The organism is Lentilactobacillus fungorum (assembly GCF_016860605.1).
Classification (GTDB): Bacteria; Bacillota; Bacilli; order Lactobacillales; family Lactobacillaceae; genus Lentilactobacillus; species Lentilactobacillus fungorum.
Genome location: NZ_BNJR01000004.1, coordinates 370,099 through 384,116, shown reverse-complemented (window position 1 = coordinate 384,116; position 14,018 = coordinate 370,099). Strand labels below are relative to the sequence as shown.

The 14,018-nt window shown below is 40.9% G+C and carries 19 protein-coding genes; 18 read left to right on the top strand and 1 reads right to left on the bottom strand.

Annotated elements, in window-relative coordinates:
• The 11 genes from YK48G_RS02005 (at position 1) to YK48G_RS01955 (ending at position 5,224) form a co-directional block, all read left to right on the top strand.
• Entirely contained in the window at positions 1-339 is a 339-nt protein-coding gene (locus tag YK48G_RS02005; protein ID WP_203629026.1) for a hypothetical protein, read from the top strand.
• Positions 336-938 carry a hypothetical protein gene (locus YK48G_RS02000; RefSeq protein WP_203629025.1) on the top strand — a complete coding sequence of 201 codons (603 nt, stop codon included), beginning with the start codon at positions 336-338 and terminating at the stop codon, positions 936-938. The genes YK48G_RS02005 and YK48G_RS02000 overlap by 4 nt, the downstream gene beginning before the upstream one ends.
• 4 nt (positions 939-942) lie before the next feature.
• Positions 943-1,266: a hypothetical protein gene (locus YK48G_RS01995; protein ID WP_203629024.1), complete on the top strand. Its 324-nt coding sequence runs from the start codon at positions 943-945 to the stop codon at positions 1,264-1,266.
• 1 nt (position 1,267) lies between these two features.
• Positions 1,268-1,636 (top strand): hypothetical protein, encoded by a 369-nt coding sequence (locus tag YK48G_RS01990; RefSeq protein WP_203629023.1) that lies wholly within the window; start codon positions 1,268-1,270, stop codon positions 1,634-1,636.
• Positions 1,629-2,120, top strand: a complete 492-nt coding sequence (locus YK48G_RS01985) for a phage neck terminator protein (protein ID WP_203629022.1) — start codon at positions 1,629-1,631, stop codon at positions 2,118-2,120. Before YK48G_RS01990 ends, YK48G_RS01985 begins: the two co-directional genes overlap by 8 nt.
• A complete protein-coding gene (locus YK48G_RS01980) occupies positions 2,120-3,208 on the top strand; it encodes a hypothetical protein (protein ID WP_203629021.1) in 1,089 nt (362 codons plus the stop codon). The genes YK48G_RS01985 and YK48G_RS01980 overlap by 1 nt, the downstream gene beginning before the upstream one ends.
• Positions 3,209-3,223: 15 nt before the next feature.
• Entirely contained in the window at positions 3,224-3,724 is a 501-nt protein-coding gene (locus YK48G_RS01975; protein ID WP_203629020.1) for a hypothetical protein, read from the top strand.
• 59 nt (positions 3,725-3,783) lie between these two features.
• Positions 3,784-4,413 carry a hypothetical protein gene (locus YK48G_RS01970; protein WP_203629019.1) on the top strand — a complete coding sequence of 210 codons (630 nt, stop codon included), beginning with the start codon at positions 3,784-3,786 and terminating at the stop codon, positions 4,411-4,413.
• Positions 4,414-4,537: 124 nt separating this feature from the next.
• Positions 4,538-4,678, top strand: coding sequence for a hypothetical protein (locus tag YK48G_RS01965; protein WP_203629018.1), 141 nt, complete (start codon positions 4,538-4,540; stop codon positions 4,676-4,678).
• 104 nt (positions 4,679-4,782) lie between these two features.
• A complete protein-coding gene (locus YK48G_RS01960) occupies positions 4,783-4,938 on the top strand; it encodes a hypothetical protein (protein WP_203629017.1) in 156 nt (51 codons plus the stop codon).
• Between the two features lie 97 nt (positions 4,939-5,035).
• Positions 5,036-5,224, top strand: coding sequence for a hypothetical protein (locus YK48G_RS01955; protein ID WP_203629016.1), 189 nt, complete (start codon positions 5,036-5,038; stop codon positions 5,222-5,224).
• Between the two features lie 22 nt (positions 5,225-5,246).
• On the opposite strand, the gene YK48G_RS01950 is transcribed toward YK48G_RS01955, so the two are convergent.
• On the bottom strand, positions 5,247-5,459 hold the full coding sequence (locus YK48G_RS01950; RefSeq protein ID WP_203629015.1) for a hypothetical protein: 213 nt from the start codon (positions 5,457-5,459) through the stop codon (positions 5,247-5,249).
• An 87-nt stretch (positions 5,460-5,546) separates the two neighbouring features.
• Here YK48G_RS01950 and YK48G_RS01945 point away from each other — a divergent pair, with 87 nt between their 5' ends.
• The 7 genes from YK48G_RS01945 to YK48G_RS01915 are packed head-to-tail and all read left to right on the top strand — an operon-like array spanning position 5,547 to position 14,007.
• Positions 5,547-9,491 carry an NlpC/P60 family protein gene (locus YK48G_RS01945; RefSeq protein WP_203629014.1) on the top strand — a complete coding sequence of 1,315 codons (3,945 nt, stop codon included), beginning with the start codon at positions 5,547-5,549 and terminating at the stop codon, positions 9,489-9,491.
• Complete coding sequence (locus YK48G_RS01940) at positions 9,488-10,696, top strand: hypothetical protein (protein WP_203629013.1); 1,209 nt, start codon at positions 9,488-9,490, stop codon at positions 10,694-10,696. Before YK48G_RS01945 ends, YK48G_RS01940 begins: the two co-directional genes overlap by 4 nt.
• Entirely contained in the window at positions 10,696-11,031 is a 336-nt protein-coding gene (locus YK48G_RS01935; protein WP_203629012.1) for a phage baseplate plug family protein, read from the top strand. Before YK48G_RS01940 ends, YK48G_RS01935 begins: the two co-directional genes overlap by 1 nt.
• The gene (locus YK48G_RS01930; RefSeq protein WP_203629011.1) at positions 11,031-11,963 is read left to right on the top strand and encodes a hypothetical protein; all 933 of its coding nucleotides are present in this window, start codon (positions 11,031-11,033) and stop codon (positions 11,961-11,963) included. The genes YK48G_RS01935 and YK48G_RS01930 overlap by 1 nt, the downstream gene beginning before the upstream one ends.
• The gene (locus YK48G_RS01925; protein WP_203629010.1) at positions 11,956-12,342 is read left to right on the top strand and encodes a hypothetical protein; all 387 of its coding nucleotides are present in this window, start codon (positions 11,956-11,958) and stop codon (positions 12,340-12,342) included. Before YK48G_RS01930 ends, YK48G_RS01925 begins: the two co-directional genes overlap by 8 nt.
• A complete protein-coding gene (locus YK48G_RS01920; RefSeq protein WP_203629009.1) occupies positions 12,339-12,737 on the top strand; it encodes a hypothetical protein in 399 nt (132 codons plus the stop codon). Before YK48G_RS01925 ends, YK48G_RS01920 begins: the two co-directional genes overlap by 4 nt.
• On the top strand, positions 12,721-14,007 hold the full coding sequence (locus YK48G_RS01915) for a baseplate J/gp47 family protein (RefSeq protein WP_203629008.1): 1,287 nt from the start codon (positions 12,721-12,723) through the stop codon (positions 14,005-14,007). Before YK48G_RS01920 ends, YK48G_RS01915 begins: the two co-directional genes overlap by 17 nt.
• Positions 14,008-14,018: the final 11 nt, after the last annotated feature.

Genomic DNA, 14,018 nt, shown 5'->3' with positions numbered 1-14,018 from the left:
ATGGATACCCCAACTGTGGCAGATGTTAAAAGTGACATTAAGATTTTTCAGAACTTTAGTGATGATCACATTACAGAACGAATTGATGATGCTGTCAGTCAAGTTAACCATGACCAGCTTCCTGATGACCAGCAAGCTAGAGCTATTAGGGCTTTTGCCAGACACTTGTTGTATTCAGACTTTGTTATGAATTATGGTGGGGTCCAGTCTGCTGGCACCTTTGGCAATACGCAGACCATGATTAACTACAATGGTGTGGATTTAGATCTGCTCGAATATAATCAAATTGTTGAAGAACATGGTGTGTCTGACGATATGGGAGCTGTGTGGACAGAATGACTGAAGATTTTGACAACATTCCGGCAGCTTTAGAACAACTAGAAAAGTTACAGTCAAATTGGCTGTCAATCGGTGTTCCGTGGACTAACCATTATCTGAACATGATTGCGCTTGTTAATGAATACGGAGCCGATATTAAGCCGAAGAATCGAGCTTATCTAATTATTCCAACTAAAGAAGCTAAAGGCCGAAAGCCCGGCCAAATTCAAGGCCTGTTTCGACCAAAGCCGCCACACAATCACGTGCTAGCAGTTGCTGATAAGTCTCAGCCGCATGGTATGCGCGTAATGTTCATTCTTAAAGATGAAGTGCATATTCCACCACGCCCATTCATCAGATTTACCTTTGACCATAATTTGAATCGTTGGACTGAATTAGCTCGTGATTTGGCATACAAAGTGTTAATTCGCGAAATGGATTATCAGGATGTCTACCCGATTCTAGGTAACGCGATTGTTGAAGATCTGAAGCAAACCATTAAGGAATTCAGCAGTCCCAAGAATGCTCCTTTAACAATTGCTAACAAAGGCTTTGATGATCCACTAATTGAGAGAGGAGAATTACGTGATTCGATTAACTGGATTGCTGAAAGGAGATAAAAAGATGAGTAGAGAATTAGTGATTGTTGCTGCTAAGCAGGATAGCCAGGGCAACTACATTAGGCCTCAGCGGGCAAGTGAAACTCCTGACGAGATTGCTTTCTATCCAGAAAATGGCGAACCAAATGTGGTTAAGCTTTCCGGCTATGGACCTGGGGATACAATTCCTAATGGTAAATACTATGTAACCTTTTATGATCCCACCACTAAAAGCTTTTTAGGCCAATTTATGTCCGTGTCTGGGTATACAATTCCAGGGATACCAAAGCCTAAAAATATCAAAGTGGTCTCAACAACTAGCGGAGCTACCGTAACAGCGGAGGGATAGTATGTTTGAAAACTTCAACAGCTTTGCTTTTATGAATGATCAATTAGCTGAGGACCTCACAGTTACAATCCCAGGATCTGACACTGGCAAAACAGATGATTTGGGTCGGCCAATCACAGATGATCCGATTGTAAAACAGGTTAGCGAACCGATTACCAATACCGTTAATCCCAATATGACTTATAGCATGGAAGAGGGTGGCCAACTACCTGTTGGAACGCTTTACTGGCTGTCTCATCTTTCTGGTTGTCCAAAAGGAACCAAAGTTAAGCGTACTAATGGTTCTCAATACGAAGTGATTAACCACGCTGACGATATTCAGGCGGGCTTAGTCTATTACCAAATTAAAGAGGTGGGAATTGATGAGTGATTACAATTTATACGATGCAATCTCAGCCGCCTTGGTTAAGCAAATCAAACAATACTTTCCAGGTGTTCCGGTAAGACCACAAAGTATTAAGAAGTCCCCGCCAGCACCACCATATATCACTTATAAAATTTATGACGATTATGATCGAGTTTTATTTAATGACGTTGAAAACGAAACGTTTGATGTTCATATTCAATTTAAGGCAATTTCAAATAGTGAAAGCGAAGCTAAAACACTCGGGCAAGAGTTGCGGAAGCTTTTTTTCTTACAACAACCCGCTTACGAGCTTTATCAACAACACATCATTGCTCAGTCTTGTGATGCTATTCCACCGGTTGACCAGTATCTGGATGTTGACTGGCAGTTTACGGCTGGAGCAGATTATGCGTTTGAGGTTCAAGATAACTTCACTGATCAAACTCAAACTGGAACCATTTCGACGATCAAACCGCAGTTTAATATTAAAAAAGGAGATGCATCATAGTGATTATTAAGCAAACCACTGATGTTCATTTTATCGTTGCCATCCACGCGCTTACGAATGGGGCAGTTACCCCTTCGGTAGCCATTGGCGCCAAGAACACAGATGCGACAACCAAATCGGCGCTTTACTATGCTTTAGAAGATTTATCAAATGATTATCCAGAGAACACTGGTGTTTATTCGCTTGCGGAAGCCATGTTTGATGCGGACAATTTTCAAGGCCCAATTGAAGTTATTAGTTATCCGAATGCTGATGTACCAACACCGGATAATGTTCAAACAACGCCAACAGAGGACGGAGCTACTGTAACCGCAACTACCACTCCTGGGATTGTTGCCGGATTAACTGAACATTTATTTGATGGCTTCAAATATTTAGTTCTTGATGGAGCAAGTGAAGATGAGATTGAAGCTTTGTCTGATTTCTTGTATGAGAATCAACGAATTATGTTAGTTACTCAGCCGACTTCAATTGCTGATTTGCAGACGCTAGCAACTCACGTTACTGGTGTGCAGAATGAAGAAAATAAGCTTGGAAATACGACAGCAATTGTTGAGACAGCAACGGATCGCTTTCCAGCTGCTCAGGCTGCTGCCTATGCCGCTGCTAACTTACCAGTTGACTTCCAGCACATTGGCAATCAGTCACAGTTTGAACCCGACAGTGACTTATCGACTGACGATTATGATACCATTGCTGGTTTAAACGCTTCGACAGTTGTTAACAAGGCCGGCGATTATATGCTGCTCAACGGCAAAGCCTTGGCTGGTAACTACACTGACCAGTTTGTCCACACACAGTTGGTTATTGATACTTTGCAAACGGCATTGCAGAAGTATTTGAATCGAACTAAATTTCCAATTTACAATGACAACACAATCAAAGAGATGACGCAAACTCTGAATGCGGCTAGCACCAGTTTGGTTCAGTTAGGCGTATTGGCTTCACCGATTGTCATCAACAGTGTTCCGCGGGCACAGGTTCTTAACAGTGAAGTTGCTTCGCGTGAATATAACGGTTTTAGTATCCAAGCACAGATTGCTGACGATATTAATACCATTAATGCCAAGATTGATTTGACTTTATAAAGGAGTGAATAACTTATGACAATTACATTATCAAATGGCAAAGAAGTTAACCTATATTCAGCTCGTTTCCTTCACATTTATTTACTCTGGAAGAGTCAGTCAAAGGAACTTGGAGGCTTCCAAAATGGTGAAGCTTTTAGTTCTCAAGCTACTGGAGCCCAGACAACTATGCAGGGTGATTTTCACTCAAATGTGATGTTCTTTGATACTGAAGATGAAACGGGTAGCATCACGCTTAACACGTATCCTGGGACAACTACGACTGACATTCTATTCTATTTGTTCCATGCTCAACATGATAAGATGACAGCAGGCAAATTAACGGCTGATGATCTTTTTGGCTTAAATATCGTTAACGATTCAACAGGCGAAGTTATTACTGCTGAAGGTTGCCGATTGGCTGGTTATCCAAACAACCAAGGTAATGAGGCAGCATACGCATTGGCATGGTCAGTCTTAGTTGGTTACTATCACAATGATGGTAATCAACCAGAAGACTCACTGTTTTCTGATTAAATTAAATAAGGAAATTGGAGTTGCCTAAATGGCAGCTCTTTTTGTAAGGAGAAATTAAAATGTCCGAAAATGATGAAACAAAGCTTAAAGCCTTAATGGGTAATGAATTTCATGAAACTGTTGAATGGACTGACGATAACAATAAAAAGCATACTAAAACGATCACTTTACAGGATCCTGGAATCGGGATTGCTACACAGATTATGGACCTTATCAATGTTGGCGATGATACATCCGACTATGGGTCAGCGTTCGACCTGATCATGACGAATGTTTTGGTAAATCCACGTCTTAACTATGGTCAGCTTAACAATGACTTACCAGAAAAACTGAACAAAAAGACAATTATTAAGAAAAACAATCGCGGTGAAGATGTCAAAATTAACCTGGTCTTTCCAAGATATCGAACAGCATTACAGCTGTTTATGAGTGGTGAGCGGCCATCTGGAGCTTTGAATATGCATGACACCTTAGAGTCACTTAATCATGAGGTCCTGCGGACTGATGAAAAAACGCCTCAAATTGTCAAAATGAAGTATTGGGATCCAGCCGGTCACGGCTATGGCTTAGGTGGCACGGCAATGAGTGAGGCTACCAATTATCTGGGTGATATTTTAAATCGAAATGGTGTTTTGGCTATTCTGATGAAATCATTTCGATTCGTTGCGGGAACGGTACGACCGAAGTAGATCCAAGTATGCTAATGAATTCGGACAAATTGATCATCAGAAAGTAGCCAAAGAGATTCAACAAAACATCAGTTATCTTAATACATCTTGGATGCTGGGGATTCCTGAAACAGAGCTTAAAAAGATGACACAAGATGAATTCATTTTGGCAAATTCCAAGGCGCAAAAGATTGCAGAACAACAAAGAGAAATTGTTGCAAGTGGTGTCTATGAAGCACTGATTAAATTTGCAAATGATTTGTTTGGGAAAAAGAAGGGAAAATGAATGGAGCCACCACGTTTAATCTTTTGACTAAACTGCGACTTTGTAAGCTTCTTTTTGGTAATGCTATCGTTAAACCGTGAGGCAAGAATGTAAGGAGGCAGAGAATGATGCATAACAAAAATGTGATTCCGGAAAGTAAGGATTCCCAAAACCACAAATATAAATCTATTTTTACTGGATTAACGTTCAAAGGTGGTCCCGTTTCCAGACAAGAGTATGAACGTCATTACCAAGAATATGTTGCACGATGCTCTGGTTAGAATCCAAAGTCAGCCAACAAGGATTTTGAACGAGCTTCGTGGGAGTATGCATTAGAGAACTCGACGATAGACATTGTAGCTGAAAGGAGGTGAGGGAATGAGTGCCAAGGATGATGTGATTATGGAACTTAAACGGACTAATCGACTGCTTAGGTTACTGATTCTGATAAACGTATACGGAAACGAAAACAGTGTTCTAGATAGAAATATCATGAATAGTATCAAGCTCCTAGACAATAATTACAGTGCCCAAACTCTTTTTGAGAGCAAAAAGGAGCAGAATTAGGCCCCACTCCTTTCCACAATGACTAATCGATAATTCCCTTATCGCGCAATAGCTGATCTTGCTCTTCAAATGATAAGTCAGCATCCTCAGAATTGCCCTTTGGTTCTTTTGCGTTATGCACTTGAGCAATTTTGACAGCTTGCTCGTAGAATTCTAAAGCATCTTCCAGAGAAACTTTATCCTTTCTTGAAGCAAGAACTGCGTTAGCAAACGAATCCGGATTTACAAAAGCCATTTTTATCACCACCCTTAATGGAATTATTTTCATTATCCCACTAAGGGGTTCAACATAAACAGATTAATTAGAAAGGAGGTAAGAATAATGGCTGAATCTAAGGAACTTAAACATGCCGGTATTGGTGTTGATCTGAATATGAATGGGCTGGAAGATCTCCGTAAAGCTAGCTCAATGGTTGATGACCTTAAAGCGGCATTTAAAGATTTTGACCATGTGACGGAGCAATTCCGAAACTCATTTAGTGGCTTTGGCGGTAAGAGCAGTCGAGAGTTTAATCAAATACAAGACTCCATTAAAGGCACTATTGAAGGTATGGGATACTTTAACAAAGCTACTACTCGAACAACAGATGCTATTCATCAGCAAAATTCTGAAATGAGAAGAATGAAAGATTCAGTTAAAGCAGCGTCCGATGAAATGCAGCGAATGCCTAAGCACGTTTTAACTGAAATTAATCAATCTACTGATAATATAACCAAATCAACCAACAAGGGATCAGATGCCATTAAGAACTACTCTAATCATGTTGATAAAGCTCATCAAAGAATGAAACGACTACACGATATTATTTTTGGTAGTTTCGTTGGGACGGCAGTATCAAATGGGCTACAGACTATGGCTTCTGGAATTGAGGGTGTCGTTAAATCTGGTTATGAGTTGGCCGAAGGCGGTGAACAAATTCGTGCACAATGGGAAAATATCGGTTTGTCTAAAAAACAGGCAAAAGGTATGACTGATGAAATCGGAGTTATTCGAGGACAATCTAACATCGCTGGAACCGCGATTGATGCTATGCAAAAGAAATTTTATGCGTTAACTAATAGCGACTCTCAAGCAAAGAAGTTCACTAATGAAATTTCGGCGTTTGGATCAGCAGCCGGTAAATCAGGTCAACAAATACAACAAATCGCAATGGGCGTAGCTAAACTTGGCGGGTCTAAAAATGTGTCTGCTGGATTCTTTCAGCGTTCAATTGGACAACTTCCTGCATTCCAAAAAGCAATTATTTCTGCGAGTGGTATGACCACCAAGGCATTCAATGATCAATTAAAGAATAGCAAGATTACTGGCGCTAAGTTACAACAATATATGACTACCGCCGCTAAAATGAGTAGTAAAGAATGGGCGGCGTTTGGTAAGACAACTAAAGGACAGTTAGCAAGTATTGTGGGTACTTGGCAGAATGTTAAATCAGCGTTTGCGGCTCCTTTGACTGAAGGTGTTGCTAAAGCGCTTGAATCCGTTGATGGAAAGAAGGGCGGTTTAGGAGACGTAAAGAAACAACTACAAGGGATTGCCAAGGCCTTGGGTGCTAAAGTAGGGAATTATCTTGGAGACGCGATTAAATTTCTTGTTAAAAACCGCAAACCGTTAACGGAGATTGCTAAATCAGTATTTAGCATTGGGAAGAATCTTGCAGTTGGTGCATGGAAGCCTATTTCAGCAATCATTCGTTCAATTGGCGGCAATAGTGGTAAAGCATCCAAAGGTATACGGGGAATTGCTAATGGTATAAAAAATGTTGCTGAGCAGAAGAATGCAATCAGAGGAATTGGATCAGCAATGGTAGCGGCGTTTGCAGGGAAAAAGCTATTAGAAATGACTTTGGGAATGTTTAATTTAAGAAAAAGAATACTTGAATTTACAGGAGCCACTCGAATAATGGATGCTGCTATTAAAGCGGCACCTTGGGCTATTTGGATAACTGCAATTGTTGGAGTTATAGCTATTCTTACAAAGTTGTACAAACATGATAAAAAATTCCGAACGTTTGTAAACGGTATTGTAAAAGAAGCTCGAAAATTAGCAAAAGACGTTACTAAACAGTTTGGGAACCTTTGGAAAGACGCTCAAAGAATATTTAAAACAGGTTTTAAAGTCATTGAACGGGTGACGAATACTTGGATAGATATACTAACTGGAAATTGGAAAAACTTACGAAAAGATATTTCTAGGGTAGGAGAATCACTTTGGAAATTATTAAAGAATATCTTTAAGTCTGGTCTTGACTGGATTAATGATCTAACCGGCGGCAGATTAAACGACACAATTAAACTATTTAGCAATGCTTGGCATGATATTGGTAAAGGCTGGAAGTCATTTTGGAATGGTATTTCTGACTGGTTTGGCGACTTATGGAAAGGGATTGTCAAGCATGTTCAGAACGGAATTAATGATGTGATTAAAGTTCTGAATTCTGGAATTGGTGGTATTGATTCGGTTATCCACATGTTTGGTGGCAAGAGCAACGCCATTGGTAAGATTGGCTATGTCCATTTTGCTTCTGGTACGGGAATGCTTAGCAACCAACGTCAAGAGATTACTCGGCCAACTTTAGCTATGCTAAATGATGGTCATGACTCACCTGAAACTGGCAACCGTGAAATGTTGATTCATCCTAACGGAATGAGTGAATTGATCAAAGGAACTAACGTTAAACGATTGCTTGAACCAGGCGCCGAAGTGTTGAACGCTTCTGAAACTAAGTTTGCATTGTCACTGAATGGCATTCAGCATTTTGCTAAAGGGACCGGATTGTTAAGCAGCATTTGGAACGGTGCCAAGAGTGTTGGATCATCGGTTGTCGGTGGCGTTGAAAAAGGGATCGGAGCTATTGGTAACGTTGCTGGCGGCGTTTTAAAGGCTACTGAAAAAGTATTCAAGACAGTCAAAAAGATTATTGGACATCCAATTAAGTACCTAACTGGGATGTTAACCAAACCCAAAGGCAGTGGTGAAGTGCTGTCGGACTTTGCTGGTGGTTTCTACAACAAAATGAAGTCACAAGCTTCTGATTGGTGGAAATCTCTTTGGGGAATGGTTGATCTAGATGGCAGTGCCGGTTATGGATCAGGTTCACGCGGAGATTTTGTTCGTGAAGCCATCAAGTTAGGCAAAGCAGCTTCTGGTTATTCAGAGGTAGCAGGTAAACGTTTAGGCCCTAATTACTATGACTGTTCTGGATTGGTTTATGAAGCTTTGAAACATATTGGTATTACTCTTCCTGGATCAACTACCGGGCCTGAGCAAGCAGCCTCTCACCATATTTCGTGGGGCTCTGGCAAACCAGGTGATTTGGCATTTTGGAATGGGCATGTTGGTGTAGTAACTTCTACATCTGGAAATGGTCGGATGTACAATGCCGAAAATCCAAGTGATGGAATTAAGTTTGCCCCAATTAAAGGATTTATGAGTGGCTTTAGAGGCTTGTTCAGAGTTCCAGGTTTAACAGATGGAGATGGAAAAGGAAAGAATGAGAAAAAGTCCGCTGGAAGTGGAATGCAATCACTGATTAAAAAACAAGTTGGCGGTGGCTTTTTCAAATTTATGGACAAGTTAGCCAGCATGTTTGGCGACAATGCTGGTGGATCGTATGGTAATCCGGCGGGAGATTCGGTTTCTCGTTGGAAGCCGTATGTCATTAAAGCTTTGAAAGCTAACGGTTTTAGTGCTTCTGCTTCGCAAGTGGCAGCTTGGATGAGAGTTATCCAACGTGAGTCTAATGGTAATCCTAAAGCTGTTAACCATTGGGATTCTAACGCGAAGGCTGGCCATCCGTCTGAAGGGCTTGTCCAAACTATTGGGCCTACCTTTAATGCATATAAATTTAAAGGACATGGAAATATTTTTAATGGTTATGATGATTTATTAGCTGGCATTAATTACATGAAGCACATCTATGGTAAAGGTGCATCAGCCTTTGCCCGTGTTTCAGGCCCTGAAGGATATGCCAAAGGCGGCAGAATTCAAAAGAATCAACTGGCTAAAGTCAATGAAGACGGCTGGGAGCTATTCAAACCTGATACGGGCGGCCTGATGATTCCACATGAGGCTTCTGAAAAAATTATTAATGGCAAGAAAACTGCGACCATCGATGCCCGCACTAATGTCACTATCCAAGGTGGCGAAGATATGAGCGATAGTACGCTCAACAAGCTTTATGAAGTGCTTAATAAAGCGAATGATGAAAAGATTGCCAAATTTCATCAACAACTTGGCTTTAATGATGATGGGGGCATAACGGTATGACAACCAAACTAAAGAAACTTAATTTAAAAGGCAAAAGTGATCAGACAATTGCTAAAGATACAGAGACTTGGAAAAAAGTGGTATCCGGTGATGCTGACAAAATCGATGCAGCCAAAAAGGCAATCGATACTGCTAAGGACAAAATCGAAACAGCTAGCGATTACTTAAATAAGGCTAATGGCTACCAAACCCAAAGCCAAGCTTATGATGCTCTGGAAAGTCAAATTGAGGATCAGGAGAAAGCCTTAGCCAAAACTAAGAGTTCTTCGAAAAAGAAATCAATCGAATCCAAGATTAAAGATTTAAAGAAGCAAAAAGCGGCAGTAGCTACAACGATGAAGAAGATTGCTTCCAGTGCCGGATATAACAAAGAAATGACTGCTAAGACTAAAGCAGAAGCCAACATTAAAACTGAGAAGAAAAAGATTAGCGATTTAATGGCCAAGAAGTCTAAAGACAGTAAGAAGTACAGTGCTTATGCTAAAGAAAAAGCTGCTCGTAATGCCGCCAAGGTTAAGAAGCAGCAAAAAGCTAACAGCGCTAAGATCAAGAAGACAATTGCTGCTGCCAAGAAAGCTGGCCGAATAAATGATCACACGTATATGGGGGGTCAAACCGCTGTTTATCGTGCTGATTTAAAAACCAGTCGGGTTTACCTATTGGGAGAGGCTGATCCAAGTGAAACTAATGATCAAGATGTTCCGGTTTATGCCGTTGACAAAGGCGACACCCGAACTAATTACAGTGTACGTTCCTCCAAACAGTTGTCGGGAACGTACTATTTATTTGGCAACAGTTTAGAAGACTGTGATACGGCTTATGAGATTCTTCAGGGATGGGCACGTAAGGGCGTTGAAGTGGTTGTCCGGGGCTTTGCTAAGTGGGCCCACTGTTACCTGTCTTCAGTTGGTAAAACAGGCTATCCGGCAGGCAATAAAAGCTCAATGCAACTTTCAATTACCTTCACTTATTCCATGAAAGCCAAAATTGCTTCTTCTAAAAAGAAGACCAAGAAAAAGGCCAAATCCTCAACTACCAAAAGTAGTGGGAGTAAAAAGACAACCAAGAAAACTATCACCATGAAATCCGGGATGACTTATTGGTATGTCTCACAAAAAAACGGGGTAAGTGTTTCAACATTAGAGAAACTCAATAAATGGCCTGCAACGGATATCCCAGTTGGTGCGAAAGTGAGGTATCAATAATGCCAGTTCATGATTATATTCCGGTGCTTCCAGATGATATGCCTTACGAACAAGAAATTGATTTGGATTCCGGAAATTACTTGTTTACATTTCAATGGAACGAAACCGATCGAGTTTTTACCGTTGACGTTAGTGACTTGGAAGGCAACCTGATTCGAGGCGGTGAAGTGTTGGTTCTTAATCAACCGCTTTGGCGGAACATTAATGTAGATGGATTGCCGTTGGAGACAATTACACCATTAGACGAATCGGGGAATGAAACTGAACTTGATCCCGGGAATCTAGGTGACACGATTCAACTATGTATTGATGATATTCCGGATGGTGAGGATTAATGACGGAAACAATTAATAATAAAGGCTATTATTGGGGATATACGACAACTATTGTGATTACCCATAATGGGTATCAACTAAAGCTTGCTGAGAGAGATGGAGTCGGGATTAACTATGATGTTCCTTCTGATGATGGTGGCAGCCCAGCGACTTGTACGGTTACCGTTTATAATCTTTCAAAGTCACATTTAGCTAAGATTGATCAGAATGACCATATCGTTGTGTACAGCGGGCCAACTGATTTATACGGAAAATTAACTGAAGGCACCATTACCCAGGTTGCTCCAGAAACACTTAGCGGTATGGACAAGGAAACTCAGATTACTTTTTCGGAAGGTAAAGATTATTCTAAGGAAAAACGATTATATTCCAAGTTTAACGGATCAAAGCTAGTTACGCATACTGTTAAGGAAAGTAATGGTACCAAAGTATCCTACAAAAAACGTCAGGTAAAGAAAGTTAATATTACCTTTAAAAAGGGAACCAAAGCCAGCCAAATTATTGATCGCATTCGACGTGATGCCAAAATTGATATTGCTGGCGTTCACTTAAAGACCAACCACCGATATAAAAAAGGTTATACGCTTTCTGCCAAGCCCTTGGCGGCTATTCAGTCCATTGTGAAAGACTGTGGAAGCAAAGTATATTATCGCAAGGGTGCGCTTTATATTGATGATGGATCAAAGCCCAACCCTTATAATGAGCATATCTATTTAACAACGACAACGGGATTAACTCAACAGCCCACTTATAATAGTGATGACGATGGCGAACCGACTTGGACACTGGAATGCTTTGACGATCCCAGAATTGCCGCTGGCTCCGCTGTTTATGTGAAATCAGACAATGTTACCGGATTAAAAAAAGTGAAGAGTGTTGATCATACTCATGATCAGGACACTTACCAAATGGAGGTGGTTGTGTATGCCTAAAAAACGTAAAGTGGCAATTGATCCCAAAAATAAACAGCTTAATTTTCTCAAAGGAGATTTACTGGACTATATTGGTGTGAACCTTGATTGTCACATGGTTGGACGGATTATCTCTTATGATCGTAGTAACCATCGTTGCGATGTGCAGCCACTGCCACTTCAATCCGATGGCGACAAACGGGCCACATTAACTGAGTGCGTTGTGCCGGCATCTTTGTATCTGATTGATAAACTTACTATCAAAGTTGGCTCGGTTGTGTGGGTTGGCTTTTGTGACCGTGAAATGGACAATTGGACCGGCACAAGTAATTACAAAATTGATACGAAACGGATGCACAGTAAGCAGGATCCAGTAGTCGAGGCGGTGATTAAGCCATGATTGCATTTGGATTAGACAGCACCCGTGATTTGGACTTTGATCCCAATGCTGGTGTTTTTAATATGGTTACTGATGACGATGAAATTTCTCAAAAGCTAAGTTCATTGCTTAATATCAATATTGCTGAACTTCCTTGGAATGAGGATATTGGGTTAAACCATAACGAGTTATTGGCTAGTGGCGATGATAAAGGAGTAATTCAAGCCATCCTATCCGATTATCTAGAGGATCAGTGGCCAGACTTATTTGATTCAGTTGAGATTACTAATTTCAGTGTTGACTATCAGCAGCGAATCACAGCTTTGGAAGCTACAGTTACTTTAACAACTGGTCAGACAATTACAACTGATGTTAATTCAGATGAAGGAGATGGTGAAAATGCCACTAACGAGTAGTGGGTATGATCGGCCTGAACTGGATGATCTTCGGGATAATATAAATGCGCTCTTTATTAAGTATTTTGGTGACGGAATTGATCTGGATGACGAGCAAACCCCTGGGATGCTTGCGGGGATTTTATCAGAAGTCGATGATTCCTTGGAACAATTAGCTCAAGGTGTTTACAATTCCTTTTTTGTTCTAAAGAGTTCAGGCGCAAATTTGGATGATTTGGGAGCCGAACTGAATGTCTATCGGAAAGCAGCCACTTATGCATATGTCGAGTTGCAGATTGACGGTTATGTTGATCCAGATTCACCAACGGTTATTCCAGAGGGAACCCAGTTTGCTACTCCTGATGGGCAAACCTTTGCTACTCAAGCTGCCGTCACCATTACGCAACAAGCTACTTACAAGGATGATGGTGGCAACAGTCAGCCTTTAGTTGATGACGATGGTAATGCGCTTGGACGGCAAACTGTTCAGGCAGCAGCTATGGAGACGGGGACGGATTCCAATGTCATGCCCGGCACGGTTGTTAATCCAATTAATTCAATTGATGGTTTCTATGCGGTTACCAACTTAGCCGCTGCTAATGGTGGTACAGATGCTGAAACTGATGATGCTTTGCGTCAACGAATATTGGCCAATCGGCAAAGCACTGAAAATAGTACTGTAAATGGTATTCAAACTGCTATCAAGAATTTAACTGGCGTTACAGATGTTCGGCTAGTCAACAACAATACGATGACAACTGATGCTTACGGGAATCCGGCGAAGTCAGTTCATCTATATGTTATCGGTGGTAGTGATGCGGATATTTCTCAAAAGTTCTTTGACGTTTTGCCACCACAGACTAATACGATTGGTTCAGTTATTGGAACAGCCACTGATATTGGTGGCCGTCAAACAGCAGTTTCGTTTGATCGTGCTGAAACGGTGCCGGTTTATGTTGAAGTTGATTTAACCATTGATGATACCGTATTCGATACTGACAATGGCCCTCAGCAAATTAAAACGAACATTTTAAACTACTTTGATACTTTAACAATGGGCAGCAAAGTCTTGTATTCCAAATTATATGGGCCAGCATATTCCCCGGCCGGAGTTATTGATGTTTCGGTTAAGCTTGGAACTACTCCAGAGGTTGACGTAACTCCAACTACGGATGGAGGAATTATTACGGTTAATGGTGACAGTTTAAGTGAAGCCGATGTTTCGGTTAGTGATTTTCAACTCGCTGTCACTAGTGCCGACAATATTACCATTAATATTGATAACAGCTAAGGGGGATAAAG

What these genes read in the sequence shown, in the direction of transcription:
- YK48G_RS01955 (WP_203629016.1), top strand. Translation starts at nt 5,036, where the DNA reads ATGAGTGCCAAGGATGATGTGATTATGGAACTTAAACGGACTAATCGA.
- YK48G_RS02000 (WP_203629025.1), top strand. Translation starts at nt 336, where the DNA reads ATGACTGAAGATTTTGACAACATTCCGGCAGCTTTAGAACAACTAGAA.
- YK48G_RS01925 (WP_203629010.1), top strand. Translation starts at nt 11,956, where the DNA reads ATGCCTAAAAAACGTAAAGTGGCAATTGATCCCAAAAATAAACAGCTT.
- YK48G_RS01995 (WP_203629024.1), top strand. Translation starts at nt 943, where the DNA reads ATGAGTAGAGAATTAGTGATTGTTGCTGCTAAGCAGGATAGCCAGGGC.
- YK48G_RS02005 (WP_203629026.1), top strand. Translation starts at nt 1, where the DNA reads ATGGATACCCCAACTGTGGCAGATGTTAAAAGTGACATTAAGATTTTT.
- YK48G_RS01935 (WP_203629012.1), top strand. Translation starts at nt 10,696, where the DNA reads ATGCCAGTTCATGATTATATTCCGGTGCTTCCAGATGATATGCCTTAC.
- YK48G_RS01985 (WP_203629022.1), top strand. Translation starts at nt 1,629, where the DNA reads ATGAGTGATTACAATTTATACGATGCAATCTCAGCCGCCTTGGTTAAG.
- YK48G_RS01915 (WP_203629008.1), top strand. Translation starts at nt 12,721, where the DNA reads ATGCCACTAACGAGTAGTGGGTATGATCGGCCTGAACTGGATGATCTT.
- YK48G_RS01940 (WP_203629013.1), top strand. Translation starts at nt 9,488, where the DNA reads ATGACAACCAAACTAAAGAAACTTAATTTAAAAGGCAAAAGTGATCAG.
- YK48G_RS01930 (WP_203629011.1), top strand. Translation starts at nt 11,031, where the DNA reads ATGACGGAAACAATTAATAATAAAGGCTATTATTGGGGATATACGACA.
- YK48G_RS01990 (WP_203629023.1), top strand. Translation starts at nt 1,268, where the DNA reads ATGTTTGAAAACTTCAACAGCTTTGCTTTTATGAATGATCAATTAGCT.
- YK48G_RS01960 (WP_203629017.1), top strand. Translation starts at nt 4,783, where the DNA reads ATGATGCATAACAAAAATGTGATTCCGGAAAGTAAGGATTCCCAAAAC.
- YK48G_RS01950 (WP_203629015.1), bottom strand. Translation starts at nt 5,459, where the DNA reads ATGGCTTTTGTAAATCCGGATTCGTTTGCTAACGCAGTTCTTGCTTCA.
- YK48G_RS01970 (WP_203629019.1), top strand. Translation starts at nt 3,784, where the DNA reads ATGTCCGAAAATGATGAAACAAAGCTTAAAGCCTTAATGGGTAATGAA.
- YK48G_RS01920 (WP_203629009.1), top strand. Translation starts at nt 12,339, where the DNA reads ATGATTGCATTTGGATTAGACAGCACCCGTGATTTGGACTTTGATCCC.
- YK48G_RS01965 (WP_203629018.1), top strand. Translation starts at nt 4,538, where the DNA reads ATGACACAAGATGAATTCATTTTGGCAAATTCCAAGGCGCAAAAGATT.
- YK48G_RS01975 (WP_203629020.1), top strand. Translation starts at nt 3,224, where the DNA reads ATGACAATTACATTATCAAATGGCAAAGAAGTTAACCTATATTCAGCT.
- YK48G_RS01945 (WP_203629014.1), top strand. Translation starts at nt 5,547, where the DNA reads ATGGCTGAATCTAAGGAACTTAAACATGCCGGTATTGGTGTTGATCTG.